Consider the following 22,427-nt stretch of genomic DNA (forward strand, 5'->3'; position numbering starts at 1 on the left):
GGCAGCGGGTTACCCCGCCGCCACCTCCCGCGCCGACCGGCCCATCACCAGCCGGCGGATCAGCACATAGAAGACCGGGGTGAACAGCAGGCCGAAGAAGGTGACACCCAGCATCCCGAAGAACACGGTGGTGCCCAGGCTCTGCCGCATCTCCGCCCCTGCCCCGGTGGCGATCATCAAGGGCAGCACGCCCAGGATGAAGGCAAAGGAAGTCATCAGGATCGGCCGCAGACGCAGGCGGCAGGCCTCAATCACCGCGTCATAGCGATCCTTGCCCTCCGCCTCCAACTGACGGGCGAACTCCACGATCAGGATGGCGTTTTTCGAGGCCAAACCCACCAGCACCACAAAGCCGATCTGCGACAGGATGTTATTATCCATCCCCCGCATCATCAGCCCCGCCACCGCCGATAACAGGCACATCGGCACGATCAGCAGGATGGTGAAGGGCAAGGACCAGCTTTCATACTGCGCCGCCAGCACCAGGAAGACGAAGAAGACGCAAAGCGGGAAGATATAGAGCGCAGAATTGCCCGCCATCTTCTCCTGATAGGACAGGTCGGTCCAGGTGGCGGCAAAGCCGGGCGGCAGGTTTTCCACCGCCACCTGGTCCATCGCCTGGATGGCCGAACCGGAGCTGAAGCCCGGCAGCGTATTGCCCTGCAGCTCCGCCGCCGGGAACAGGTTATAGCGCAGCACCCGGTCAGGCCCGGTAACAAACCGGGCATCGATGAAGGAGCCCAGTTGCACCATGTCGCCCTTGCTGTTGCGGGTCTGCAACCGGCCGATCTGTTCCGGGTCCAGCCGGTGCTGCCAATCCGCCTGCGCCACCACCTGGAAGGTGCGGCCGAACAGGTTGGTATCATTCACATAGGATGAGCCCAGATAGACCGAGAGGGTCTGGAACACCGCATTCATCGGCACATTCAGCATCTGCGCCTTCACCCGGTCGACATCCAGGTAAAGCTGCGGTGCCTTGGCACTGAAGGGGGAGAAGACGCTGGACAGGCCCTGCACCTTGTTGCCGGCCATGGCCACCGCCCAGGTGGCGTCTTCCAGCGCCGCCGGCCCGGCATTGGCCATGTCCAGGATACGCATGGTGAAGCCGCCAGCCGTGCCCAGGCCGCGCACCGGCGGCGGCGGCACCACCACCAGCCGCGCTTCCGGCACCGCCATCAGCCGCTTTTGCAGGTTCTGGATCACCACATTGGCGGTCAGTCCCTGCGGCAAGCGTTCCTCAAACGGCAGCAGCGGCGTGAAGATGGCACCGGCATTGGCGGCAATGGTGCGGGTGGCACCGGAGAAGCCGGAGAACTGCACCGTATGGCCCACGCCCGGCGTCTCCCGCGCGATGCGGGATGCCTCCTGCACCACCTTGTCGGTATTGGCCAGCGATGCCCCTTCCGGCAATTGCACCACGACAATGACATAGCCCTGGTCCAGCTGCGGGATGAAGCCGGGCGGCACGCGGGTGAACAGGAAACCCGCCCCCGCGATCAGCAGCACATAGAGCCCCACCATCACCAGCGGCGCCCGCGTCACCCCACCGACCAGCCGGCCATAGCGATCCGCCATCCGGTCAAAGCCCCGGTTGAAGGCGTTGAAGAACCGGTCGGTCAGGCCGGAAACCAGGGCCAGCCGGCCCCGCGCCTCCGCATGGCCCGCCGTGTGGGATTTCAACAGCAGGGCGCACAAAGCCGGCGAAAGGGTGAGGGAATTGAAGGCGGAAATGATCGTCGCCACCGCGATGGTCACCGCGAACTGGCGATAGAACTGGCCCTGGATACCATCGATGAAGGCGGTGGGGATGAACACGGCCGACAGCACCAGCGCGATGGAGACGAGCGCGCCCCCCACCTCATCCATGGTGATGCGGGCCGCTTCCAGCGGGGAATGGCCCAGCCCCAGATTACGCTCCACATTCTCCACCACCACGATGGCATCATCGACGACGATACCCACCGCCAGCACCAGCCCGAACAGGGTCAGGTTATTGATGGTGAAGCCCAGCGCCGCCATCACGGCAAAGGTGCCGATCAGCGAAACCGGAATGGCCACCACCGGAATGATGGTGGCCCGCCAGCGCTGCAGGAACAACAGCACCACCAGCACCACCAGGGCCACCGCCTCGCCAATGGTTTTCACCAGCTCATGCACCGATTCGGCAATGAAGGTGGTGGTGTCATAGACGATGCGATATTCCAGGCCGGGCGGGAAATCGCGGCTCAGTTCCGCAATCTCCTTCTTGATATTGGCGGCCGTTTCCAGCGCGTTGGAGCCGGGGAGCTGGGAGACGGCCAGCGCCACGGCCGGCTTGCCATCCAGATAGGAGTTGCGCACGTAATCGCGCGCCCCCAGTTCCACCCGCGCCACATCCTTCAGCCGGACGATACGGCCATCGGCGCCGGATTTGACGATGATATTCTCAAATTCCTGCGGCTGGGTTAGCCGGCCCTGCAGGGTGATATTATACTGATAATCACGCGGCACGGCCACCGGCGGGGCACCCAGTTGGCCGCCGGCCACTTGCACATTTTGCGCCTGCACGGCCGCCAGCACCTCAGGTGCGGTCATGCCCAGCGAGGCGATCTTCTGCGGGTCCAGCCAGAGGCGCATGGAATAATCGCGCGCGCCGAACATGGAAATATCACCGACGCCGGCCACCCGGCTCAGCGCATCCTTCACCCGCAGCAGGCCGTAATTGGAGATATAGAGCTGGTCATAGGTGTCGTCCGGCGAGATCAGGTGGATCACCAGCATCAGGTCGGGCGAGTTCTTGCGGGTGACGATGCCGTTGCGCCGCACCTCTTCCGGCAGGCGCGGCTCTGCCACCGCCACGCGGTTCTGCACCAGCACCTGGGCCTGATCCAGATCGGTGCCCAGCTTGAAGGTGACGGTCAGGTTCATCTGCCCGTCAGAGGTGGATTGGGAGGACATGTAGAGCATCCCCTCCACCCCGTTCACCTCCTGCTCGATCGGGGCGGCGACGGTGGCGGCCACCGTCTCGGCATTGGCGCCGGGATATGTGGCGCGCACCGTCACCGTGGGCGGCACCACTTCGGGATATTGCGAGACGGGCAGGCCAAGATAGGCGATGCTGCCGACAGCCAGGATGAGGATGGAAATCACCATGGCGAAGATCGGCCGGTCGATGAAGAAACGGCCGATCTTCATGGCTTGGCCCCCGTCTCAGCGGCCTGCAACGGCTTTTCCACCGGGGCCACCGTGGCACCGGGGCGCACGCGCAGCAGGCCGGCCGTGACAATGCGCTCATTGGCGGCCAGCCCTTCGCGGACCACGCGCAGGCCGTCGATCAGGGGGCCCAGCGTGACCGGGCGCATCACCACCTTGTTATCAGCCCCGACCACCATCACATAGCGGCGGTTCTGATCGGTGCCGATGGCGCTGTCAGGCACCAGCAGCCCCTGATATTCACTGCGCCCCGCCAGCCGCAAGCGGCCGAACAGGCCCGGCGTCAGCACGCCATCAGGATTGTCGAACACGGCGCGGGCACGGATGGTGCCGGTGCTGTCATCAATGCTGTTATCGATGAAATCCAGCTTGCCCGGGTGGCTGTACCCCGTCTCATCCGGCAGGGCCAATTCCACCGGATGCTGCACCACCCGGCCAGACTGCCGCTGGCCCGACTGGTTCAGCCGCTGATAGCGCAGATATGACGCCTGATCGGCATCGAAATAGAAATAGATCGGGTCCAGCGAGACGATGGTGGTCAGCAGGGTCGATTCCGCCGACCCGCCGCTGACCAGATTGCCCACCGAAACACGATGGTTGGAGACGCGGCCGGTGACAGGCGCGCGCACCTGGGTGAATTCCAGGTTCAGCGCGGCGGCCCGCTGCTGCGCTTCCACTGCCAGCAGGCCGGCCTGGGCCGCCTGCAGGCTCTGCGACCGGGTATCCAGCACCGATTGCGACACGGCCTGGGTCTGCCGCAGGTCGCGCGCCCGGTTCAATTCCCGTTCCGCCAGCGTCACCTGAGATTTGGCCTGCGCCACCGCCGCCTGGGCAGCATCCAGCGCCGCCTGATAGGGGCGCGGATCGATGATGAACAGCAGGTCGCCCTTGTTCACCAGATCGCCATCATGGAAATTGACGGAGGTGAGATAGCCGCTGACCCGCGCCCGGATCTCCACCCCCTCTACGGCGGTGAAGCGGCCGGTATATTCATCCCATTCGCGGATGTTCTTCTGCAGCGGCTGGCTGACCACCACCTGCGGGGCGGCGGGTGCCGTGCCCTGCCCCGTCTCATTCTTTCCACAGCCGGCCAGCGCCAATGCGCCCGCCATGCCCATAGCCACGGCAAGCAGCTTGCCCCTGCGCATGGATCAATCCCCTGGCTTTTTCGAAGTTGGGGGAAGAATGACAAGTTATTTGTCAGACGACTTGCAGAATCTTGCGATGGCAGCGGAAATTTCCAGCAAGGCTGCCATTTTTCTGCCGGGAAACAATGTGTGCGCCCCATCACAGACGGGGGCCGATTCATGTTGCAGCGCACACTGTTCATTAAACTGGCTGGCCGGCCGCGCTTTCAGGAAAAAGCCCTTGGAAAACAAGGCTGAAAAGAAAACGGCCCGCCGGGAGGGGCGGGCCGTGGAACATCAGACGGGGCGGGTCACATGCCCCATTTTGCGGCCGGGCTTGGCCTCCCCCTTGCCATAAAGGTGCAGCCGCGCCCCCGGTTCGGCCACCAGGGCGGGCCAGTTATCGGCATCGCTGCCGATCAGATTGGTCATGACACAGGGGGCGCGCAGCCGGGTGGAGCCCAACGGCAGGCCGCAGACGGCCCGCACCAGCTGTTCAAACTGGCTGGTCTCGGCAAATTCAATGGTCCAATGGCCGGAATTATGCGGACGCGGGGCCATTTCATTGACCAGCACCCGGCCATCGCGGGTCACAAACATCTCCACCGCCAGCAGGCCGATGACACCCAGCGCCTCTGTCAGGGCCAGCGCCATCCGTGTTGCCTCCGCCGCCACATCATCGCTGACATTGGCGGGCACGGTGCTGGTATCCAGGATGCCGCCCTTATGCCGGTTTTCCACCACCGGATAGGCGGCCATCTGCCCATCGTGGCCGCGCGCCACGATGACGGAGACCTCGCAGGCGAAATCGACAAAGCCTTCCAGCACCGCCATATCGGTGCCCAGCGCAGCCCAGGCGGCCGCCAGATCGGTATCGGCGGCAATCCGCACCTGACCCTTGCCGTCATAGCCCATGCGGTTGGATTTCAGGATGGAGGGCGTCCCCAGCTCCGCCACCGCCTGTTTCAGGGCGGCAGCGCTGTCCACGGCGCGGAAAGGGGCGGTGCCCAGGCCCAGACCATTGGCGAAATTCTTTTCCGCCAGCCGTTCCTGCGCCACCGCCAGCACGGCGGCACCCGGATGCACGGCGACATGGCGGGAGAGGAATTCCACCGTCTCCGTCGGCACATTCTCCCATTCCAGGGTGACGACGGCGACGTCATCAGCAAAGCGCGACAGGGCGCGGCGATCGTGCCAGCCGGCCTGGGTGTGGCTGGCCACCACCTGACCGCAGGAACTGTCCATGCCCTCCGGCGCGAAGACATGCACCTTATAGCCCAGGCGGGCGGCGGCCAGCGCGGTCATGCGGCCCAACTGGCCGGCACCGAGCATACCGATGACGGAGCCGGGGGGAATCATCGTCATATGAGGGCCCTCAGGAAAGCCGGGATCAAACAGGATCGTCGACCGGAATATCGGCAACGCTATCGGTCTGGCGCGCACGCCACGCCGTCAGCCGTGCATCCAGCGCCGGGTCGGACAAGGCCAGGATGGATGCGGCCATCAGGCCGGCATTGATGGCCCCGGCCTTGCCGATGGCCAGCGTGCCCACCGGCACGCCGCCGGGCATCTGCACGATGGACAGCAGGCTGTCCTGGCCCTTCAGCGCGTGGCTTTCCACCGGCACACCCAGCACCGGCAGCGTGGTCATGGATGCGGCCATGCCCGGCAGATGGGCGGCACCGCCGGCACCGGCGATGATCACCTGCAGCCCGCGCCCCTTGGCGCCGGTGGCATAATCATAAAGCCGCTGCGGGGTGCGGTGGGCGGAAATGATGCGCGCCTCAAACGGCACGCCAAGATCAGCCAGCACATTGGCGGTATGTTTCATCGTGGCCCAGTCAGACTGGCTGCCCATGATGATGCCGACAGGCACCTTGGCATCGGTGGAAGAGATGTTGCTGGGCAAGGTACCGGCTCCCTAATCACCGATCGGGTCTTGGAAGCGGCGGATTATAGGCAGCAGCGGGCCCGAAACAACCGCCGGACATGCAACGCCGCCCGGCAGAAAAGCGGGTAAATCAGGCGATGATATCCGGCACCAGCTGGCTTTCCAGCCGGGCGATCAAATCCTTCAGCAAAAGCTTGCGCTTCTTCAGCCGCTGAATCTGCAACTGATCCAGGGGAGCCTGACCGGCCAGACGCTGGATGATATCGTCCAGGTCACGATGCTCCATACGGAGCGTCGCCAGCTTCTCCTTCAGCGCATGTTGCTCGTTCATCGGGTTCCGCGTCGCACGTCAATCTCAGGCGATCCAGCGCCCGGGCGACTGCATATCACAAAACGCCGTGCGGGTGGTGAACGCAATTTCAAAACGGGAGCCTTGACCAGAGTGGCGGCCGGACAGGGTCAGGAACCGACATGCGGATCGGCTGCCATGCGGGCCAAAGGCAACAGATCGGTCCAGCCATAGGCCACCTCCGACAGGCGCTGGCCGGCAAAGCTGATCGGCTGTTCGGCCAGCAGCACCCCGCCCATCCGTTCATAAAAGAACCGGCTGGGATTGTCGCGCAGCACCCATACCACCGCCGTATGCAACCCGGCCCCCAGCAGATCCTGCGCCATGGCCCCCAGCAGGCGCCGGCCCCAGCCGCGCCCATGCACATGATCGGCCAGATAGACGGCGTAGAATTCCCCGCCATAGCCGGCAAGGCTGGTGCGCTGCGGCCCACAGGAGGCAAAACCGACAATCCCCTGCCCCTCCCCCTGCACCACATAGGTACGCCGCGCCCGCACGCCGGAGGAGAGCAGCGCCCGCCAGCGGCGGGCATGGGTATCGACAGACAGGCTGATCAGATAATCGTCCGGCAACATGCCGGCATAGGTCGACCGCCAGCTATCGACATGCACAGCCGCGATGCCAGCGGCATCGGCCGGCTGGGCGGGACGGATGAGCGGCGTTGTGGCCATGGGCGGACCTCCGGGCAAGCCAGACCAGGACCATATGCTGCCCCAGATTCGGCCATCTGACCAGCCCCGGCAGCAGGGAGCGACACCTCTTCGCGGACACTGCGCATTGACAAGTGCGGCCGGGTGCGGCTGGATTGGCGCAACAAAGCGAGACGAGAGAAAGTACGATGACAATCGAGGAACGCCGCGCCGTGCATCTGCGCATCACCGGCAAGGTGCAGGGTGTCTGGTATCGCGGCTGGACCGTGGAACAGGCGCGGCTGCGCCAGCTGGATGGCTGGGTGCGCAACCGAACGGATGGCAGTGTGGAAGCCGTGCTGGCCGGCCAGGGGTCAGACATCGACGCCATGCTGGATGCCTGCTGGCAGGGCCCGCCCTCGGCCAAGGTGATCAATGTCCAGGTGACAGAGGCCGATGATCCCGGCCATATCGGCTTTGATCAACGGTCGGATGCCTGAGTGTCGGTCTGGAAAGTTTTCTTTTTTAACGTTTTCCGAGATTTAAGATTTCCGATCACCGTCACCCCGGCGAAGGCCGGGGTCCAGAATCACGGGCACATTGATCTACGAACATGGACCCGGCCTTCGCCGGGGTGACGGAGGGGACACAGTAAGATTTTGATAATGAATGAAAACCTTGCAGACAGACACTAACCGACAGTCCCATCGGTCACCGCACCAGAGGGAGTACGGGCGGCCCGGCAACCATCGCTGACAGCGGTTATTGATCGCCCGCCAGACAGCCATGTTCCACCGATTGTGCCGCCAGTTCCTGGAACTGGGCGAGATAGCGCCCATCCATGGCGATGTTGGGATCACGGATCGTATCGGCATTCAGCTGCCGCATCTGGCTGTTGATCCGGTCGCAGGGGCTGGTGCAGGCACCAAGCCCCAGCAAGGCGACACCCAGCACCAGCGGGCCGGGGCGCAGGAGACGGTAAGAGCGGGAAAAGGGGCGGTGCATCATCACACGCTTCTGACAAAGGGGGAGAATTCAGGCTGACCCTGAACCCACCCCCCGGCCAAAGCGCGGCCTTATGGTGACGGGATTGCGGCAGAAAGCCCCGTCACCCGCCCTGCCGATCAATAACGCCGGATCAAACCGACCAGCCGACCCTGCACATTCACCCGATCCGCGCCAAAAACGCGGGTTTCATAGGAGGGGTTGGCCGGTTCCAGCGCAATGGAGTTACCCTTACGGCGCAGCCGCTTCAGCGTCACTTCCTGCTCATCGACCAAGGCCACCACGATGGTGCCATTCTCTGCCATGTCGCAGCGCTGGATGATCACCGTGTCCCCATCCAGAATGCCAGCCTCCACCATACTGTCGCCGGCCACTTCCAGCGCATAATGGTCCCCGGTGGCCAGCAGGGTGGCTGGTACTTCGATGCTGGCGGAACTGTCGCGCATCGCCTCAATCGGCAGGCCGGCGGCGATCCGGCCATAGAGCGGCAGCGACACCGCCTCCGCATCATTGCCATTGGCCGAGCGGCCAGGCAGGGCACCGCGGAAATCACCCCGGATGACATTGGGCTTGAATTTGGGCTCCAAGGCCACAGGGGCCGCCGCGGCTGGTGCCTTGGCCGCGCGGGGAAGCGGCGGTTCGGGCAGGCGCAGCACCTCCAGCGCGCGGGCGCGATGCGGCAGGCGGCGGATGAACCCCCGCTCCTCCAGCCCGGTGATCAGACGATGGATACCGGATTTGGACTTCAGCCCCAGCGCATCCTTCATTTCATCGAACGAGGGGGAGACGCCACCTTCATTCAGCTTCTCATTGATGAAGATCAGCAATTCCTGTTGCTTGCGCGTCAGCATCGTTACCCCTCGCCGCTTTCCGGATGCCCTGAACGGTTTCCCGCCAAACTCCCGCAATCATATAGAACAATCCCGGAACGTCAACCGGATGTTCCGTCTTGGTTCCAATTTCTTGCAAACGTTGGCATCGGGATGCGGCGGGGAGCGGGATTTCGCGTTAAGCGATCGGTGGTTACAGCGCGTCCAGTGGCATGATCCGCACCCTATCCCCCGGTGCCACCGCCGGGGCGTGGGGATCGCGCAGAATCAGACAATCGGCCCAGGCCAGCCGGCTCAACATGCCGCTATCCTGTTTCGGGAAGGGGGTGGCAACCTCCCGTCCCTGATCATCGCGGGACAGCTTGGCACGGATGAAATCCGCCCGGCTGTCATTGGTGCCCAGATTGCCACCGATCAGGGCCTCGCGCGTCTCATCCGCCGTTGGCAGCCCCTGCATGGCCAGCAGCAGCGGACGCAGGAACAGCCAGGCGCAGACCAGGGCAGAGACGGGGTTGCCCGGCAGGCCCAGCATGGGCACACCCTTGATGCGGCCGAACATCAGCGGCTTGCCGGGCCGCATGGCGATTTTCCAGAAATCCAGTTCCAGCCCAGCACCGCCCAGCACCGACCGCACCAGATCATGTTCCCCCACCGACGCCCCGCCGATGGTGACCAGCAGGTCGGTGCCGCCGGCGGCGGCGGCCAGTTCTGCCAGACTATCGCGGTTATCGCCGGCAATGCCCAGATCCACCGCCTCCCCGCCCAGCTGGCGCACCAGGGCGCAGAGTGCCAGGGAATTGGAGCTGACAATCTGGCCCGGTGCCAGCGTATCGCCGGGCATCACCACCTCATCCCCCGTGGCGAGGATGGAGACGCGGGGGCGACGGCGCACCTTCAGCCAGGGCACATTCATGGACGCTGCCAGCGCCAGATCGCGCACGGTCAGCCGCCGCCCCGCCGGCACGCCGACATCGCCAATGCTGAAATCCTGTCCCGCCGGCCGTATCCAGCGCCCCGGCCCGCCACCGTCCTTTAAAGTGACGGTGGCGCCGTGATCGTCGGCATCCTCCTGCACCACCACCGTATCGGCCCCATCGGGCAGGGCCCCGCCGGTGAAAATCCGCACCGCCTGCCCCGGCCCCACCGTACCCACAAAGGGCCGGCCCGCCGGGGCCTCCCCGATACGGGTCAAGGTCACCGGGAACGTGGCGATATCCGCCGTGCGCACGGCCCAGCCATCCATGGCCGAAACGGCCGTCGGCGGATGCGTCACCCGCGCCACCACATCGGCCGCCAGCACCCGGCCCAGCCCCTGGGTCAAGGGCACCTGTTCCGCCGGCAGCGGCTGGATATTGGCCAGGATACGGGCGCGGGCTTCGGAAAGGGGGATCATGGTGCGGCCTATCTGTCAGATCGACGTTTAACCCTGCGGTCCTACATAAATCCCGCTCTTGCCGCCTTCCTTATAGGCAAGCTGGATGGCCCCAATCACCATGCCCTTATCCACCGCCTTGCACATGTCATAGATGGTGAGCGCGGCAACGGACACGGCCGTCAGCGCCTCCATCTCCACGCCCGTGCGGCCTTTCAGCTTCACGGTGGCGCTGATCTCCACCTTCGACCCCACCTCATCCAAGGTGAAATCCACCGACACTTTAGACAAGGCCAGCGGGTGGCAGAGCGGGATCAGATCGGCGGTTTTCTTGGCGGCCATGATGCCGGCCAGCCGCGCCACGCCCAGCACATCGCCCTTTTCCATGCCGCCAGCGCGGATCAGGGCCAACGTCTCCGGCTGCATGGCGATATGGCCGCGCGCCGTGGCGATGCGCACCGTCTCCTCCTTGGCGGAGACATCCACCATGGCGGCGTTGCCGGCCTCATCAAAATGGGTCAGGCGGCCGGCCATGGCTCAGGCCGCCGGGGTGAAGGGGGTGGACAGTAAAGCGCGGGTGGCAGCCACCACGTCGGGCTTGGCCATCAGCGATTCCCCGATCAGGAAGCGGCGCGCCCCGGCACCGGCCAGCCGCGACAGGTCCGCCGGACTGTGGATGCCGCTTTCCGCCACCAGATGCCGGCCCGCCGGCACCATCGCCGCCAGCCGTTCGGTGGTGGCCAGATCGATGGAAAGGGTTTTCAGGTTGCGGTTATTCACCCCCAGCAGACCGCCGGGCAGCGTCAAGGCCCGCTCCATCTCCGCCTCGTCATGTACCTCCACCAGCACATCCATGCCGTAGCCGGTGGCGGCATCGTAGAGGTCACGCGCCAGCGCATCATCCAGGCAAGCCATGATCAGCAGGATGCAATCGGCCCCCAGCGCCCGGCTTTCGGCGATCTGATAGGGATCGATCATGAAATCCTTGCGCAGGGCCGGCAGGTCCACGGCCGCGCGGGCCGCCTGCAGGAAAGCATCATCGCCCTGGAAATAGGGGATATCGGTCAGCACCGACAGGCAGGTAGCCCCCGCCTCCTTATACGCCCGCGCCAGGGTCGGCGGGTCGAAATCAGCGCGGATCAGGCCCTTGGAGGGGCTCGCCTTCTTGATCTCCGCGATCAGGGCCCAGCGCCCCTCGGCCACGGTGCGGGAAAGGGCGGCGGCGAAACCACGCGAGGCCGGTTGGGCCTTTGCCGCCTCTTCCACCAGCGCCAGGGGGCGGGCGGCTTTGGCGCGGGCCACATGCTCTGCCTTGTCGGCACAGATGCGGGCCAGAACGTCGGGTGTACTGTTCATTATTCGGTCACCGGAATATGGGTGATGCTGGCCAGGCGCTGCAGCGCCAGACGGGCCTGCCCACTGTCAATGGATTCGGCCGCCCTGGCGACGCCCGCCTTCAGATCGGGCGCCTTATCGGCCACCACAAGGGCGGCGGCTGCATTCAGCAACACAATGTCACGATAGGGGCCCTCGGCCCCGGCGAGTACGGCGCGCAGGGAGGCGGCGTTTTCCTCCGGCGTGCCGCCGCGCAGATCATCGGCGGTGGCACGGGGCAGGCCCGCATCCTCTGGCGTGATCTGGAACGTGCGCACAACGCCATGGCGCAGTTCGGCCACATGGGTGGGGCCGGTGGTGGTGATCTCATCCAGCCCGTCGCTGCCATTCACCACCCAGGCCGTTTGCGAGCCCAGATTATGCAGCACATGGGCCAGCGGCTCGATCCATTGCCGGGCGAAGACGCCCAGCAATTGCCGCTTCGCCCCGGCAGGGTTGGACAGCGGGCCCATCAGGTTGAAGATGGTGCGCGTGCCCAGCTCCACCCGCGTCGGCCCGACATTGCGCATGGCGGTATGGTGGCGAGTGGCCAGCAGAAAGCCAATGCCGGCATCGAACAAAGCCCGGCGCACCAGGGTGAAATCAGCATCCAGGTTCACCCCCAGCGCCGACAGCACATCCGCCGCCCCCGATTTCGACGAAATGGCCCGGTTGCCATGCTTGGCCACCGGCACGCCGCAGCCGGCAATCACAAAGGCCACGGCGGTGGAGATATTATAGGTATGGGCCCCGTCGCCGCCGGTGCCACAGGTATCGATAATGCCGTCGGGCGCTTCGATGCCGATGGCCTTGGCGCGCATGGCGCGCACGGCCCCGGTGATCTCCGCCACCGTCTCCCCGCGCACCCGCAGCGCCATCAGGAAGCCACCCATCTGCGACGGCGTGGCATTGCCCGACATGATGATGGCGAAGGCGTGTTCGGCCTCCGCCTCGCTGAGACTGGCACCGGTGGCGACCTTCGCCAGCAGCGCCTTGAAATCGCCCATATCGCCGATCATCGGCCCCCGCCTTCAGGCAACGGTGCGCAGGCGGGGCCCGCGCGTGATGTTGGCCAGTTCCAGGAAATTATCCAGGATCTTGTGACCATTCTCAGACGCGATGCTTTCCGGGTGGAATTGCACGCCATGGATGGGCAGCGTCTTGTGCGACAGCGCCATGATCATCCCATCATCCAGCCATGCCGTGCTTTCCAGACAATCGGGCAGCGTTTCCTTCTCCACGATCAGGGAATGGTAACGCGTGGCTTGGAACGGGCTGGGCAGGCCTTTCATCAAGGTGCGGCCTTCATGGAACACCGTACCCATCTTGCCATGCATCGGCTGGGGCGCGCGCACCACCTTGCCGCCAAAGGCCTGGCCGATGGCCTGATGCCCCAGGCAGACACCCATCAGCGGAATCTTATGTTCGGCGGCGGCATGGATCAGCGGCAGGCAGATGCCCGCCTTGTCCGGATCACACGGGCCGGGCGACAGCACAATGGCCTGCGGCTTCAGCTCCAGCGCCTGCTCCAGTGGCAGCGCATCGTTGCGCCACACCTGCACATCAGCGCCCAATTCGCCCAGGTAATGCACCAGATTCCAGGTGAAACTGTCGTAATTGTCGATGAACAGCAGCATGGCGGAACTCATCAGCCTCAAGGACGCGCCCCCTTGGCGCGGGGGCACAGCCTATAGGCAGCAGCGGCACATTTCCAGCCCGTGCGGTGTTTTAAGCCACGTTACCGGGCGCTGCCCGCCCTGCGGTCACGGCATTGCGGCAGGTCGCCTTTTGTTCCATTACTGGCGGCACGCCATCCCTTTCCCATGGCATCGGACCCTTCGCGCATGACCAACCCCCGCCGCCCCAACAGCCCCCGTGTTCGCCCGCCGCGCTTTTCTGCCGGCCCCCGCAAGGGTGGCGGGGGCCGTTCCCGCGCCAAGCCGCCCGCTGGACTGCGCGGATGGTGGACGCGGTTGAGCCAGGGGCGGCGCTTGCTGTCCGGCTTGGGATTTGCCCTGGTACTGGGGGGCGGGCTGTTCCTGCTGGTGCAACCCCATGGCGGCTATCGCCCGGTTTCCGCCGGCCCTGCCCTGACCCCGGCAGAGGAAATGGCCGATGCCGAGGGGGAGGATGAGAGCGCCGAAGCCGTTGACGAAGACGCGGCAGAACGGGCCGGCGTGCCGCAACTGCCCGGCAAGGCCCCTGCCATACCGGAAAAGCCCGCCCCGCAGGCCGCCGCCCCCGCAGCGCCGAAACCCGTTGAGGCACAGCCGGCAGCAACGCCAACGCCTGCACACACCACCCCCGGCACTCAGGTGGCAGCATTGCCCCGCCTGCCCCAGCCCCTGCCGGCCAAGCCATCCCCGCCCGCCGGCACCCCCGCCTGGCAGCATTACGCCCGCCCGGCCCCCGCCCCGGACGGGCGGCCGCGCATCGTCATCGTCATTGATGATATGGGTGTGGATCGCAAACGCAGCGACAAGGTGGTGGCACTGGATGGCAATCTGACCCTGGCCTGGCTGCCCTATGCCCGCGACCTGCCACAGCAGACCCAGCAGGCCCATGCCAGGGGCCATGAACTGATCGTGCATATGCCGATGGAACCATCGGGCAAGGAGGATCCTGGCCCCGGCGCCCTGCTGACCCGGTTCGGCGAAACGGAACTGCGCCAGCGGCTGGCCGCCAACCTGTCCGCCTTCACCGGGTTCGTTGGCATCAACAACCATATGGGCAGCCGTTTCACCGCCGACCGCGACAACATGGCCATTGTGCTGTCGGAATTGTCGGCGCGCGGCCTGATGTTCCTGGACAGCCGCACCACACCGGACAGCAAGGCCGCCCCGCTGGCCGCCCATTATAATGTGCCGATTCTGGCCCGCGACGTCTTCCTGGACCATGTGATGACGCCCGATGCCGTGGCCAAATCACTGGCCCAGGTGGAAGCGATTGCCAGGCGCAAGGGGGTTGCGATTGCCATCGGCCACCCGCATGATGTGACCATCGCCGCCTTGAACCAATGGCTGCCGACGCTGGAGGCCAAAGGCTTTCAGCTGGTGCCGCTGACGGCCGTGCTGCCCGCCGGCCCGCGCGTGAATGGCTGAACCCCGCCGCCTGCCCCGCAGCTTTGCCGGCCTGGGTTGCGGGTAAGTTGCGGGGAAAATGTGGCGGCGCGATTGACTCCGCGCACCTTCACCACTATACAACGCGCTTCGTTAAAGCCGTCCGTTTTCCAGACCGGAGTAAGTACCGTGAAGCGTCCCTTCCAGCCGAGCAAGATCGTGCGCGCCCGCCGTCATGGCTTCCGTGCCCGCATGGCCACCGTCGCCGGCCGCAACATCATCAACAAGCGCCGCGCCCAGGGCCGCAAGCGCCTGTCTGCCTAAGGGTATTTGTTGGCATGGCACCCCAGGCTGGGAAAAAGGTTGGCCGCTTGAAAAAGCGGCCTGAGTTCCTGGCGGTTGCGGGTGCCAAGCGCAAATGGGCGACAGCGGGCCTGATTGTTCAGGCCCGCGCCCATGATGACCGGCAGCATCCTGATCCCGGCCAGCCGGCGATCCGAATCGGTCTTACCGCCAGCAAAAAGGTCGGTGGCGCGGTTGAACGAAACCGCGCCCGTCGTCGTTTGCGGGCAGCATTGGCCGAGGTGCTGGCCCCCCATGCCAAGGCCGGGCACGATTACGTGCTGGTGGCGCGGGGGGAAACCGTGCATCGCCCCTATGCGGCGCTGAAGGATGATCTGGCGCAGGCCCTGAAAAGGCTGAAGCTGTGGCGGGACAAGCCGGGGGATGTGCCCCGTGTGCCGCCCCGGTCCAAGCCGGCCAAGGAGCAGTGCGAATGAGCCCGGCGGCCTGGCTGCTCCGGGCTTTTGTGCATTTCTACCGCTGGTTCATCTCGCCCCTGCTGGGGCCGCGCTGCCGTTTTCAGCCCACCTGTTCGGCCTATGCGCTGGAAGCGCTGGCCCGCCATGGCGCCATCAAAGGCGGCTGGCTGGCCCTGCGGCGCATCGCCCGTTGCCATCCCTGGGGGGATTCGGGGTATGACCCGGTGCCTCCCGCTGGTGACAGGGCAGCCCCACCGGGGCGTCAGGCGCACAGGGCGGGCGGGAATTGTTGCGGCGGGCATTGATTGCCCGCCCATTTCATGTGAGGAACCTGGGGCCCCGGCCCCATCCGATTTTGCCCTTTGGCGGAACCTGGAACACGCACCCATGACGGATCAGAAGAACCTTATCCTGACCATCGTGATTTCGATCGCGATCCTGTTCGGGTTCCATTTCTTCTATGAGCGGCCGCGTCAGCTGGCCGCCCAGGCGGAATTCCAGCGCCAGCAGGCGCTGCAGGCCGATACCACCCCGCAGCCGGCCACCACGCCCGGCGCCCTGCCGGGTGCCGCAGCCGATGCCAACGCTGTGCGCGACCGCGCCGCCGTGCTGGCCGACAATGGCCGTATCGCCCTGTCCACCCCCAGCCTGCATGGCTCCATCAGCCTGCGTGGCGGCCGGATCGATGATCTGACCCTGGCCAAGTACAAGACCACCACCGACAAGAACAGCCCGGAAGTCGTGCTGCTCTCGCCGCTGGGCGCGTCCGACCCCTATTTCGCTGAATTCGGCTGGGTGCCGGCCAGCGGCCAGAACGTCTCCCTGCCCAAGGGTGACAGCGTCTGGACCGCCAGCACCGACAAGCTGGCCCCCGGCCAGCCGGTAACGCTGAGCTTTGACAATGGCCAGGGTCTGGTGTTCGAACGCACCATCGCCGTGGACGAGAACTATATGTTCACCGTCACGGAGCGGGTGCGCAACCAGACCGGGGAGCCGGTCAGCCTCTACCCCTATGGTTTTGTGCAGCGCCGGGGCACCCCGCATGAAGCGGGCATGTATATCCTGCATGAAGGCCCGCTGGGCGTGCTGAACGGCACGCTGAAGGAATTCAAGTACAAGAACCTGAAGGAAGACGGCAAGACCGAGACGCTGTCGTCCACCGGCGGCTGGATCGGCATCACCGACAAATATTGGCTGGTCAGCCTGATCCCCGACCAGAAGACGGATATTGAGGCCCGCGTGCTGCACCAGCGCGTCGGCACCGATCTCTATCAGGTGGATTTCCGCGGCACCCAGGCCCTGACCGTGGCCCCCGGTACCACGGCGGAAACCACCCACCGGCTGTTCGCCGGTGCCAAGGTGGTGAACCTGCTGGACCAGTATAGTGAGAAGCTGGGCATCGCCGATCTGAACTATGCCATCGATTGGGGCTGGTTCTATTTCCTGACCATTCCATTCTTCCACGCGCTGGATTTCCTGGGCCGTGCCCTTGGCAATTTCGGTCTGGCCATCCTGGCATTCACCGTCGTGCTGCGCCTGGCTTTCTTCCCGATCGCCAACAAGCAGTATCAGGCGTTCGCCAAGATGAAGAAGCTCCAGCCCAAGATGGAGGAGCTGAAGAAGAAGCATGGGGATAACCGCGAAGCCCTGTCCATGGCGATGATGGCGCTGTATCGGGAGGAAAAGGCCAACCCACTGTCGGGCTGCCTGCCGATCCTGTTGCAGATCCCCGTCTTCTTCGCGCTCTACAAGGTTCTGTATGTCACCATCGAAATGCGCCATGCGCCCTTCTATGGTTGGGTGCATGACCTGTCGGCCCCCGATCCGACGACCCTGTTCAACCTGTTCGGCCTGATCCCGTGGGATCCGCCCAGCATGTTGCATATCGGTGTCTGGCCGCTGCTGATGGGCGTGACCATGTACCTGCAGCAGAAGCTGAACCCGTCCAACCCGGACCCGGTGCAGCAGAAGGTGTTCATGCTGCTGCCCTTCGTCTTCACCTATATGATGGCCAGCTTCCCCGCCGGTCTGGTGATCTACTGGACCTGGTCGAACCTGCTGTCCATCCTGCAGCAATGGTTCATCATGCGCCGGATGGGCGTGAAGGCGAGCTGAGCGAAGGGAAAGATCAAGCCTTTTACGACTATCCCTTGCCGTCATCCCAACTAGAGCACCGCAGTAACAGTTCGCACACCTATGCCTTCCCCGCGAAAGCGGGGAACCAGGGGCCACCAGGAACCACATGTAACTGCCTTGGCCCCTGGACCCCCGCTTTCGCGGGGGAGGCACGAGTATCATCCGGTTTCCACGTTAATGCTCATGCATGAAGCCGGGATGACGGAAAGATGCCGATAACTGACGTATGAGAATCCCCCCGGTCCCGCACCGGGGGTCTTTGTTTTATGAAGTACCGTTGTTTCCCCGCGTGAAGGAGTATTCCCCATGGCCAAGCCGCTGACCATCACCCCCAGCCTGATGGGCGACCTGTCGGAAGCCGAGATTGAGGCGGGCCGCCTGCTGTTCGCCCGGGAATGCGATTTCTTCTGGGGGGCGGAGGCTGCCACCACCTTGCCGGAAGCCGTGTTGCCGGAAATCTGCTTTGCCGGCCGGTCCAATGTCGGCAAATCATCGCTGGTCAATGCCCTGACCGGTCGCAAGACCCTGGCCCGCACCAGCCAGACGCCGGGGCGGACCCAGCAGCTCAATTTCTTCAATCTGGGCAGCCGGCTGGTGCTGGTGGATATGCCGGGTTACGGCTATGCCCAGGTGTCCAAGGAGCGGTCGGCCGCCTGGACCGATTTCATCCGCGCCTATCTGCGCGGCCGCGTCACGCTGAAGCGCGCCCTGGTGTTGGTGGATGCCCGCCACGGGCTGAAGCCGCATGACGTGGATATGATGAAGATGATGGATGAAACCGCCGTTGGCTATCAGATCGTGCTGACCAAGGCCGACACGCTGAAGACCGGCGGGGTGGAGCGCATCCGCGAACAGGTGGCCGTGGCGCTGAAGAAGCATGGTGCCGCCCATCCGGAGGTGCTGGCCACCTCATCCGAAACCGGCCTGGGCATCCCCGAACTGCGCGCGTTCCTGACGCGCATGGCCGAACCGGCGGTGGGGTGAAACCAACGGTCAAAATTTTTGACCGTTGGTACGGCGGCGACTGCCGCCGCGCCGCTTGGTAGCGGCGTAGCCAAGCCAGCGGATGCTGGCGCCGGCGATTGAGGGGCACGAAAGCGCGACCTTCGGTCATGATTTCGCGCCAATGGTATGAGAACAAGGGGGCCGGGCAGGCCCCCTTGCTGTATCAGCGCTCAAAGATAGCGCGCCTCAAGATGTGCTTTGAAAATGCCGGCATCCAGCCGCTTGCCGGTGGCATTCAGCAGTAATTCACCGGGTGAATAGCGGCGCCCCCAGCGGTGCACATTCTCCCCCAGCCAGCCGATCAGGGGGCCAAACTCGGCCCGGCCGATCTGTGCATCCAGATCGGGCAGCGCCTTGCGGGCGGCATCGAACAGTTGGGCGGCCATCATCGCCCCCAGCGTATAGGTGGGGAAATAACCCCACAGCCCGCAGGGCCAATGCACATCCTGCAGGCAACCCTGGGCATCGTCCGGCGGGGTGACGCCCAGCAGGTCGCGCATCCCCTGGTTCCAGGCCTCCGGCAGATCGGCCAGATCCAGACGCCCTTCGATCATCGCCTGTTCCAGCCGCCAGCGCAGGATGACATGGGCCGGGTAGGTCACCTCATCCGCATCGACCCGAATGAAGCTGCGCTCCACCCGGCGGAAGCGACGGCGCAGATTATCGGCCGACCAAGCCTCCCCTTCCCGGCCGAAGCTGCGGGCCAGCAGCGGCGCCAGCCAGGACAGGAAGGCCGGATGCCGCCCCACCTGCATATCAAAGCTCAGGCTCTGGCTTTCATGTACACCCAGGCCCCCGGCCAGCCCGACTGGCTGGGCAGCCCAGGCCGCCGGGCGCCCCATTTCATAGAGCGCGTGGCCAGCCTCATGCAGGCTGGATTTCAATGCCTTGAAGAAGTTATCCTCATCAAAGCGGGTGGTGATGCGCACATCCCCCGTGGCCCCGCCACAGAAGGCGTGCAGTGACTGGTCGATACGGCCGGTGAAGCCCAGCCGCTCCGCCAGCTCGGTGACCAGTCGGCGCTGGGTCTCGATGGGGAACGGGCCCTCATAGGGCTCAGGTGCCGGCTCGGCCGCCTGCCGCTCCTCCACCCGCGCCAGAAAGCCGGGCAGGAAAGCAGCGTAATCATCGAAGACCGGGCCGAAATCCGCCACCTTGCTGCCCGGTTCATATTGCCCGTGCAGCGCATCATACAGCCCGCAGCCCAACACCCCAGCATAGGAAGCCGCCAGTTCCCGCTGGCGATCCAGCACCACCCGCAGGGAGGGCAGCAGCAGGGCAAAATTTTTCTCCGCCTTGGCGGTGCGCCAGATCATCTCGCAGTGGGACGCGGCGCGGGCATTGGCCTCCACCAGATCGGCGGGCACGGCGCGGGCCAGCAGCACTTCCCGTCGCATCTCCGCCAGATTGGCCCGCTGCCAGCCATCCAGATCGGCATTCTCCGCCGCGGCCAGCCAGTCCGGCAGCTTTTCATCCAGCAAGGCCGCATGGATCACCCCTTCCAGGGCCGCCAATTGCTCGGCCCGCGCCGGGGAGGCAGCCGGCGGCATCATGGTGCGGCTGTCCCAGTTCAGGATGCCCAGTGCCCCCTGCAGGGCGGAACGGCGGGCGAAATGGGCCTCCAGGGCGCGATAGGCGTCGATCATGCGGTCGGGTCATTCCTGCGGCGAAAACTCGCCGCAAGATAAACCCCGACCAGGGTGAGTGCCAGCCCATACCAGGTGAGCGCATAGGAGAGATGGTCGTTCTTAACCTTCAGGATAGTGCGGCCGCCGATGGGATAACCGCCCGGATTGGGCGTGGCATCAGCCTGCAACACCAGGGGCGCCAGGGCCGGCACAGCGGCGAAACGGGCGAGCGCCGGCAGGTCGAACCAGTACCAGTCATTGCGGGCCGGATCATTTTCCGGCTGCATCCAGGCGCGCGGCTCCGGCGCGCGCAGGATGCCGGTGATGGTCACCTCCCCCGCCAATTCCCCGGCCGCACGGCTGGCCGGATCGCGCTTGTCGAGTGGAATCCAGCCGCGATCCACCAGCACAATGCCGCCACCATCGCTGCGCACCAGCGGCGTCAGCACATGCAGACCGGGCAGCATCCGCCCATCGGGGCCGGGATAGAGCCGGGGGCCGATCAGGGCTTCTTTTTCGTGCATAAATTGGCCGGTCACAAAGGCGCGGCGATAATCCCAGGCGGCGGGATCGGCCACCAGGGCCGGCAGGGCCACCGGATCGGCCGTCATCCCCGCCTCAATCCGCGCCAGAAGATCGGTCTTCCAGTGCAGCCGCTGCAACTGCCAAGTGCCCAGCCCCACAAGGATGATCAGCGCCAGCAGGCTTGCCAGGGTCGGGATCAGGCGGGGGCGGAATTGGCGCGACATGGGGTTGTTCACAAAGGTCAGGGGCGGCTATTCCCCCGCCTCCCCATCAAAGGAATCACGGCGATAGCCATATTGCAGGGCGATGGTAACACCCTTGGCCGGGCGCAGCATCCCCAGTGTCGCCCCCATGATCACCGGCACCCAGATCAAGGCGTGCAGCCAGAGCGGCCAATCCACCTTCAAGGAGATGATCAGCGCCGCCGGCACAATGGTGAAGCCCAGAATGAAAATCAGAAAAACCGCCGGGCCGTCCCCACTGTCGTGCCGGGCCATTTCCAGCCCGCACACCGAACATTGGTCGACGACCCGCATGAAGCCGGTATAGAGCCGGCCCTTGCCGCAGCGCGGGCACCGGCAAGCCAGGCCCGCGCGCAACAGGAAAGAGAGTTTCTGGTCCAATGGGGCAGCGCCGATCAGTGCGCCGCCACCCACTTGCCACCCGCACCCCACCAATAGATGGAGATGAACAGGAACAGCCAGACCACGTCGACGAAATGCCAGTACCAGGCCGCCGCCTCAAAGCCGAAATGGCTCTGCGGGGTGAAATGGCCCTTCTTGGTGCGGAAATAGCAGACCGCCAGGAAGACGGTACCGACGAAGACGTGGAATCCATGGAAGCCGGTAGCCATGAAGAAGGCCGAGGAATAGACATTCTCGCCAAAGCCAAAGGCGGCATGGCTGTATTCGTACATCTGGAAACCAGAGAAGACGATACCCAGCAGCACGGTGATACCGAGCGCGCGGGCGGCCTCTTCCATCTTGTTTTCAATGATGGCGTGGTGCGCCCAGGTGACCGTGGTGCCGGACAGCAACAGGATCACCGTCATCAGGAACGGCAGGTCGAACGGGTTGAACGGCGTGATGCCATGCGGCGGCCAGACCCCGCCCGTCGCCTCGACGCGGGCATATTGGATGGCCTCGCCATAGAACAGGCTGGCATCGAAGAAGGCCCAGAAGAAGGCGGCGAAGAACATCACCTCCGAGGCGATGAACAGCGACATGCCATAGCGCAGGCCGATCTTCACCACCGGGCTGTGCGCCTTCTCCACCACCGATTCCTTGATGATGTCGCGCCACCAGCCGAACATGCAGGCCAGCACAGCCAGAAGGCCAGCGGCCAGCAGGTACCAGCCATGGCCATGGAACTGCATGACCGCCCCCACCGCCAGCAGGCCGCCGGCAAAGGAGCTGAGCAGCGGCCAGGGGCTGGGATTGACCAGATGATAGGGCTGGGGAATGCCTTCCGTCGGAACGCCACCAGCTGCATGGGCCTTGATGTCAGCCATCTCTCTAATCCCTCGACTCTTGAACTCGGTCGCA

At 64.9% G+C, this 22,427-nt stretch carries 24 protein-coding genes; 7 read left to right on the forward strand and 17 right to left on the reverse strand.

Annotation, left to right across the window (positions count from 1 at the left end; all coding sequences use genetic code 11):
* Positions 1-9: 9 nt before the first annotated feature.
* From CHB97_RS07430 to CHB97_RS07460, 6 genes are all read right to left on the reverse strand, one after another.
* Complete coding sequence (locus CHB97_RS07430; RefSeq protein ID WP_089287348.1) at positions 10-3,174, reverse strand: efflux RND transporter permease subunit; 3,165 nt, start codon at positions 3,172-3,174, stop codon at positions 10-12.
* Positions 3,171-4,340, reverse strand: a complete 1,170-nt coding sequence (locus CHB97_RS07435) for an efflux RND transporter periplasmic adaptor subunit (RefSeq protein WP_244559450.1) — start codon at positions 4,338-4,340, stop codon at positions 3,171-3,173. Before CHB97_RS07435 ends, CHB97_RS07430 begins: the two co-directional genes overlap by 4 nt.
* A gap of 276 nt (positions 4,341-4,616) precedes the next feature.
* A complete protein-coding gene (locus CHB97_RS07445; protein ID WP_089287349.1) occupies positions 4,617-5,684 on the reverse strand; it encodes a 5-(carboxyamino)imidazole ribonucleotide synthase in 1,068 nt (355 codons plus the stop codon).
* Between the two features lie 25 nt (positions 5,685-5,709).
* Positions 5,710-6,177 (reverse strand): 5-(carboxyamino)imidazole ribonucleotide mutase, encoded by a 468-nt coding sequence (gene purE, locus CHB97_RS07450; RefSeq protein ID WP_089287734.1) that lies wholly within the window; start codon positions 6,175-6,177, stop codon positions 5,710-5,712.
* Positions 6,178-6,340: 163 nt separating this feature from the next.
* The gene (locus CHB97_RS07455; protein WP_089287350.1) at positions 6,341-6,541 is read right to left on the reverse strand and encodes a YdcH family protein; all 201 of its coding nucleotides are present in this window, start codon (positions 6,539-6,541) and stop codon (positions 6,341-6,343) included.
* A gap of 128 nt (positions 6,542-6,669) precedes the next feature.
* A complete protein-coding gene (locus CHB97_RS07460) occupies positions 6,670-7,230 on the reverse strand; it encodes a GNAT family N-acetyltransferase (RefSeq protein ID WP_089287351.1) in 561 nt (186 codons plus the stop codon).
* A gap of 167 nt (positions 7,231-7,397) precedes the next feature.
* Here CHB97_RS07460 and CHB97_RS07465 point away from each other — a divergent pair, with 167 nt between their 5' ends.
* Entirely contained in the window at positions 7,398-7,688 is a 291-nt protein-coding gene (locus CHB97_RS07465) for an acylphosphatase (RefSeq protein ID WP_089287352.1), read from the forward strand.
* A 262-nt stretch (positions 7,689-7,950) separates the two neighbouring features.
* Here the strand turns inward: CHB97_RS07465 and CHB97_RS07470 are convergent, their stop codons facing one another.
* From CHB97_RS07470 to CHB97_RS07500, 7 genes are all read right to left on the reverse strand, one after another.
* Complete coding sequence (locus CHB97_RS07470; RefSeq protein ID WP_089287353.1) at positions 7,951-8,196, reverse strand: hypothetical protein; 246 nt, start codon at positions 8,194-8,196, stop codon at positions 7,951-7,953.
* A gap of 116 nt (positions 8,197-8,312) precedes the next feature.
* A complete protein-coding gene (lexA, locus tag CHB97_RS07475) occupies positions 8,313-9,044 on the reverse strand; it encodes a transcriptional repressor LexA (RefSeq protein ID WP_089287354.1) in 732 nt (243 codons plus the stop codon).
* Between the two features lie 172 nt (positions 9,045-9,216).
* Positions 9,217-10,416: a gephyrin-like molybdotransferase Glp gene (glp, locus tag CHB97_RS07480; protein ID WP_089287355.1), complete on the reverse strand. Its 1,200-nt coding sequence runs from the start codon at positions 10,414-10,416 to the stop codon at positions 9,217-9,219.
* A 27-nt stretch (positions 10,417-10,443) separates the two neighbouring features.
* Positions 10,444-10,929 carry a cyclic pyranopterin monophosphate synthase MoaC gene (gene moaC, locus CHB97_RS07485; protein WP_089287356.1) on the reverse strand — a complete coding sequence of 162 codons (486 nt, stop codon included), beginning with the start codon at positions 10,927-10,929 and terminating at the stop codon, positions 10,444-10,446.
* A 3-nt stretch (positions 10,930-10,932) separates the two neighbouring features.
* A complete protein-coding gene (trpC, locus tag CHB97_RS07490) occupies positions 10,933-11,751 on the reverse strand; it encodes an indole-3-glycerol phosphate synthase TrpC (RefSeq protein WP_089287357.1) in 819 nt (272 codons plus the stop codon).
* Positions 11,751-12,788 (reverse strand): anthranilate phosphoribosyltransferase, encoded by a 1,038-nt coding sequence (gene trpD, locus CHB97_RS07495; protein ID WP_089287358.1) that lies wholly within the window; start codon positions 12,786-12,788, stop codon positions 11,751-11,753. Before trpD ends, trpC begins: the two co-directional genes overlap by 1 nt.
* Positions 12,789-12,800: 12 nt before the next feature.
* Positions 12,801-13,406, reverse strand: a complete 606-nt coding sequence (locus CHB97_RS07500) for an aminodeoxychorismate/anthranilate synthase component II (protein WP_089287359.1) — start codon at positions 13,404-13,406, stop codon at positions 12,801-12,803.
* A gap of 207 nt (positions 13,407-13,613) precedes the next feature.
* On the opposite strand from CHB97_RS07500, the gene CHB97_RS07505 reads away from it, so the two are divergent.
* The 6 genes from CHB97_RS07505 to yihA all read left to right on the forward strand — a co-directional run bounded on the left by CHB97_RS07505 (position 13,614) and on the right by yihA (position 18,709).
* Entirely contained in the window at positions 13,614-14,870 is a 1,257-nt protein-coding gene (locus CHB97_RS07505) for a divergent polysaccharide deacetylase family protein (RefSeq protein ID WP_160105650.1), read from the forward strand.
* A gap of 147 nt (positions 14,871-15,017) precedes the next feature.
* Positions 15,018-15,152 carry a 50S ribosomal protein L34 gene (gene rpmH / locus CHB97_RS07510; RefSeq protein WP_089287361.1) on the forward strand — a complete coding sequence of 45 codons (135 nt, stop codon included), beginning with the start codon at positions 15,018-15,020 and terminating at the stop codon, positions 15,150-15,152.
* 47 nt (positions 15,153-15,199) lie between these two features.
* Positions 15,200-15,607, forward strand: a complete 408-nt coding sequence (gene rnpA, locus CHB97_RS07515) for a ribonuclease P protein component (RefSeq protein ID WP_244559451.1) — start codon at positions 15,200-15,202, stop codon at positions 15,605-15,607.
* A complete protein-coding gene (yidD, locus tag CHB97_RS07520; RefSeq protein ID WP_089287363.1) occupies positions 15,604-15,894 on the forward strand; it encodes a membrane protein insertion efficiency factor YidD in 291 nt (96 codons plus the stop codon). The genes rnpA and yidD overlap by 4 nt, the downstream gene beginning before the upstream one ends.
* Before the next feature lie 82 nt (positions 15,895-15,976).
* The gene (gene yidC / locus CHB97_RS07525) at positions 15,977-17,704 is read left to right on the forward strand and encodes a membrane protein insertase YidC (protein ID WP_089287364.1); all 1,728 of its coding nucleotides are present in this window, start codon (positions 15,977-15,979) and stop codon (positions 17,702-17,704) included.
* Between the two features lie 327 nt (positions 17,705-18,031).
* Complete coding sequence (yihA, locus tag CHB97_RS07530) at positions 18,032-18,709, forward strand: ribosome biogenesis GTP-binding protein YihA/YsxC (protein WP_089287365.1); 678 nt, start codon at positions 18,032-18,034, stop codon at positions 18,707-18,709.
* A 191-nt stretch (positions 18,710-18,900) separates the two neighbouring features.
* Here yihA and CHB97_RS07535 read toward each other — a convergent pair whose 3' ends face one another.
* Genes CHB97_RS07535 through CHB97_RS07550 form a run of 4 tightly spaced genes read right to left on the reverse strand, consistent with a single transcriptional unit; the run spans position 18,901 to position 22,393 of the window.
* Positions 18,901-20,376 carry a carboxypeptidase M32 gene (locus CHB97_RS07535; RefSeq protein WP_200819863.1) on the reverse strand — a complete coding sequence of 492 codons (1,476 nt, stop codon included), beginning with the start codon at positions 20,374-20,376 and terminating at the stop codon, positions 18,901-18,903.
* A complete protein-coding gene (locus CHB97_RS07540; RefSeq protein ID WP_089287366.1) occupies positions 20,373-21,107 on the reverse strand; it encodes an SURF1 family protein in 735 nt (244 codons plus the stop codon). Before CHB97_RS07540 ends, CHB97_RS07535 begins: the two co-directional genes overlap by 4 nt.
* 27 nt (positions 21,108-21,134) lie before the next feature.
* Positions 21,135-21,539: a DUF983 domain-containing protein gene (locus CHB97_RS07545; RefSeq protein ID WP_244559452.1), complete on the reverse strand. Its 405-nt coding sequence runs from the start codon at positions 21,537-21,539 to the stop codon at positions 21,135-21,137.
* Entirely contained in the window at positions 21,521-22,393 is an 873-nt protein-coding gene (locus tag CHB97_RS07550; protein WP_089287367.1) for a cytochrome c oxidase subunit 3, read from the reverse strand. Before CHB97_RS07550 ends, CHB97_RS07545 begins: the two co-directional genes overlap by 19 nt.
* Between the last annotated feature and the right edge of the window lie 34 nt (positions 22,394-22,427).

The sequence above is a fragment of the Azospirillum sp. RU38E genome, from assembly GCF_900188385.1.
Lineage (GTDB): Bacteria > Pseudomonadota > Alphaproteobacteria > Azospirillales > Azospirillaceae > Niveispirillum.

What these genes read in the sequence shown, in the direction of transcription:
- CHB97_RS07505 (WP_160105650.1), top strand. Translation starts at nt 13,614, where the DNA reads ATGACCAACCCCCGCCGCCCCAACAGCCCCCGTGTTCGCCCGCCGCGC.
- yidD (WP_089287363.1), top strand. Translation starts at nt 15,604, where the DNA reads ATGAGCCCGGCGGCCTGGCTGCTCCGGGCTTTTGTGCATTTCTACCGC.
- moaC (WP_089287356.1), bottom strand. Translation starts at nt 10,929, where the DNA reads ATGGCCGGCCGCCTGACCCATTTTGATGAGGCCGGCAACGCCGCCATG.
- CHB97_RS07445 (WP_089287349.1), bottom strand. Translation starts at nt 5,684, where the DNA reads ATGACGATGATTCCCCCCGGCTCCGTCATCGGTATGCTCGGTGCCGGC.
- CHB97_RS07455 (WP_089287350.1), bottom strand. Translation starts at nt 6,541, where the DNA reads ATGAACGAGCAACATGCGCTGAAGGAGAAGCTGGCGACGCTCCGTATG.
- lexA (WP_089287354.1), bottom strand. Translation starts at nt 9,044, where the DNA reads ATGCTGACGCGCAAGCAACAGGAATTGCTGATCTTCATCAATGAGAAG.
- trpD (WP_089287358.1), bottom strand. Translation starts at nt 12,788, where the DNA reads ATGATCGGCGATATGGGCGATTTCAAGGCGCTGCTGGCGAAGGTCGCC.
- yihA (WP_089287365.1), top strand. Translation starts at nt 18,032, where the DNA reads ATGGCCAAGCCGCTGACCATCACCCCCAGCCTGATGGGCGACCTGTCG.
- trpC (WP_089287357.1), bottom strand. Translation starts at nt 11,751, where the DNA reads ATGAACAGTACACCCGACGTTCTGGCCCGCATCTGTGCCGACAAGGCA.
- yidC (WP_089287364.1), top strand. Translation starts at nt 15,977, where the DNA reads ATGACGGATCAGAAGAACCTTATCCTGACCATCGTGATTTCGATCGCG.
- CHB97_RS07435 (WP_244559450.1), bottom strand. Translation starts at nt 4,340, where the DNA reads ATGCGCAGGGGCAAGCTGCTTGCCGTGGCTATGGGCATGGCGGGCGCA.
- CHB97_RS07430 (WP_089287348.1), bottom strand. Translation starts at nt 3,174, where the DNA reads ATGAAGATCGGCCGTTTCTTCATCGACCGGCCGATCTTCGCCATGGTG.
- CHB97_RS07540 (WP_089287366.1), bottom strand. Translation starts at nt 21,107, where the DNA reads ATGTCGCGCCAATTCCGCCCCCGCCTGATCCCGACCCTGGCAAGCCTG.
- CHB97_RS07550 (WP_089287367.1), bottom strand. Translation starts at nt 22,393, where the DNA reads ATGGCTGACATCAAGGCCCATGCAGCTGGTGGCGTTCCGACGGAAGGC.
- CHB97_RS07460 (WP_089287351.1), bottom strand. Translation starts at nt 7,230, where the DNA reads ATGGCCACAACGCCGCTCATCCGTCCCGCCCAGCCGGCCGATGCCGCT.
- glp (WP_089287355.1), bottom strand. Translation starts at nt 10,416, where the DNA reads ATGATCCCCCTTTCCGAAGCCCGCGCCCGTATCCTGGCCAATATCCAG.
- CHB97_RS07535 (WP_200819863.1), bottom strand. Translation starts at nt 20,376, where the DNA reads ATGATCGACGCCTATCGCGCCCTGGAGGCCCATTTCGCCCGCCGTTCC.
- CHB97_RS07500 (WP_089287359.1), bottom strand. Translation starts at nt 13,406, where the DNA reads ATGCTGCTGTTCATCGACAATTACGACAGTTTCACCTGGAATCTGGTG.
- CHB97_RS07470 (WP_089287353.1), bottom strand. Translation starts at nt 8,196, where the DNA reads ATGATGCACCGCCCCTTTTCCCGCTCTTACCGTCTCCTGCGCCCCGGC.
- CHB97_RS07465 (WP_089287352.1), top strand. Translation starts at nt 7,398, where the DNA reads ATGACAATCGAGGAACGCCGCGCCGTGCATCTGCGCATCACCGGCAAG.
- purE (WP_089287734.1), bottom strand. Translation starts at nt 6,177, where the DNA reads ATGGGCAGCCAGTCTGACTGGGCCACGATGAAACATACCGCCAATGTG.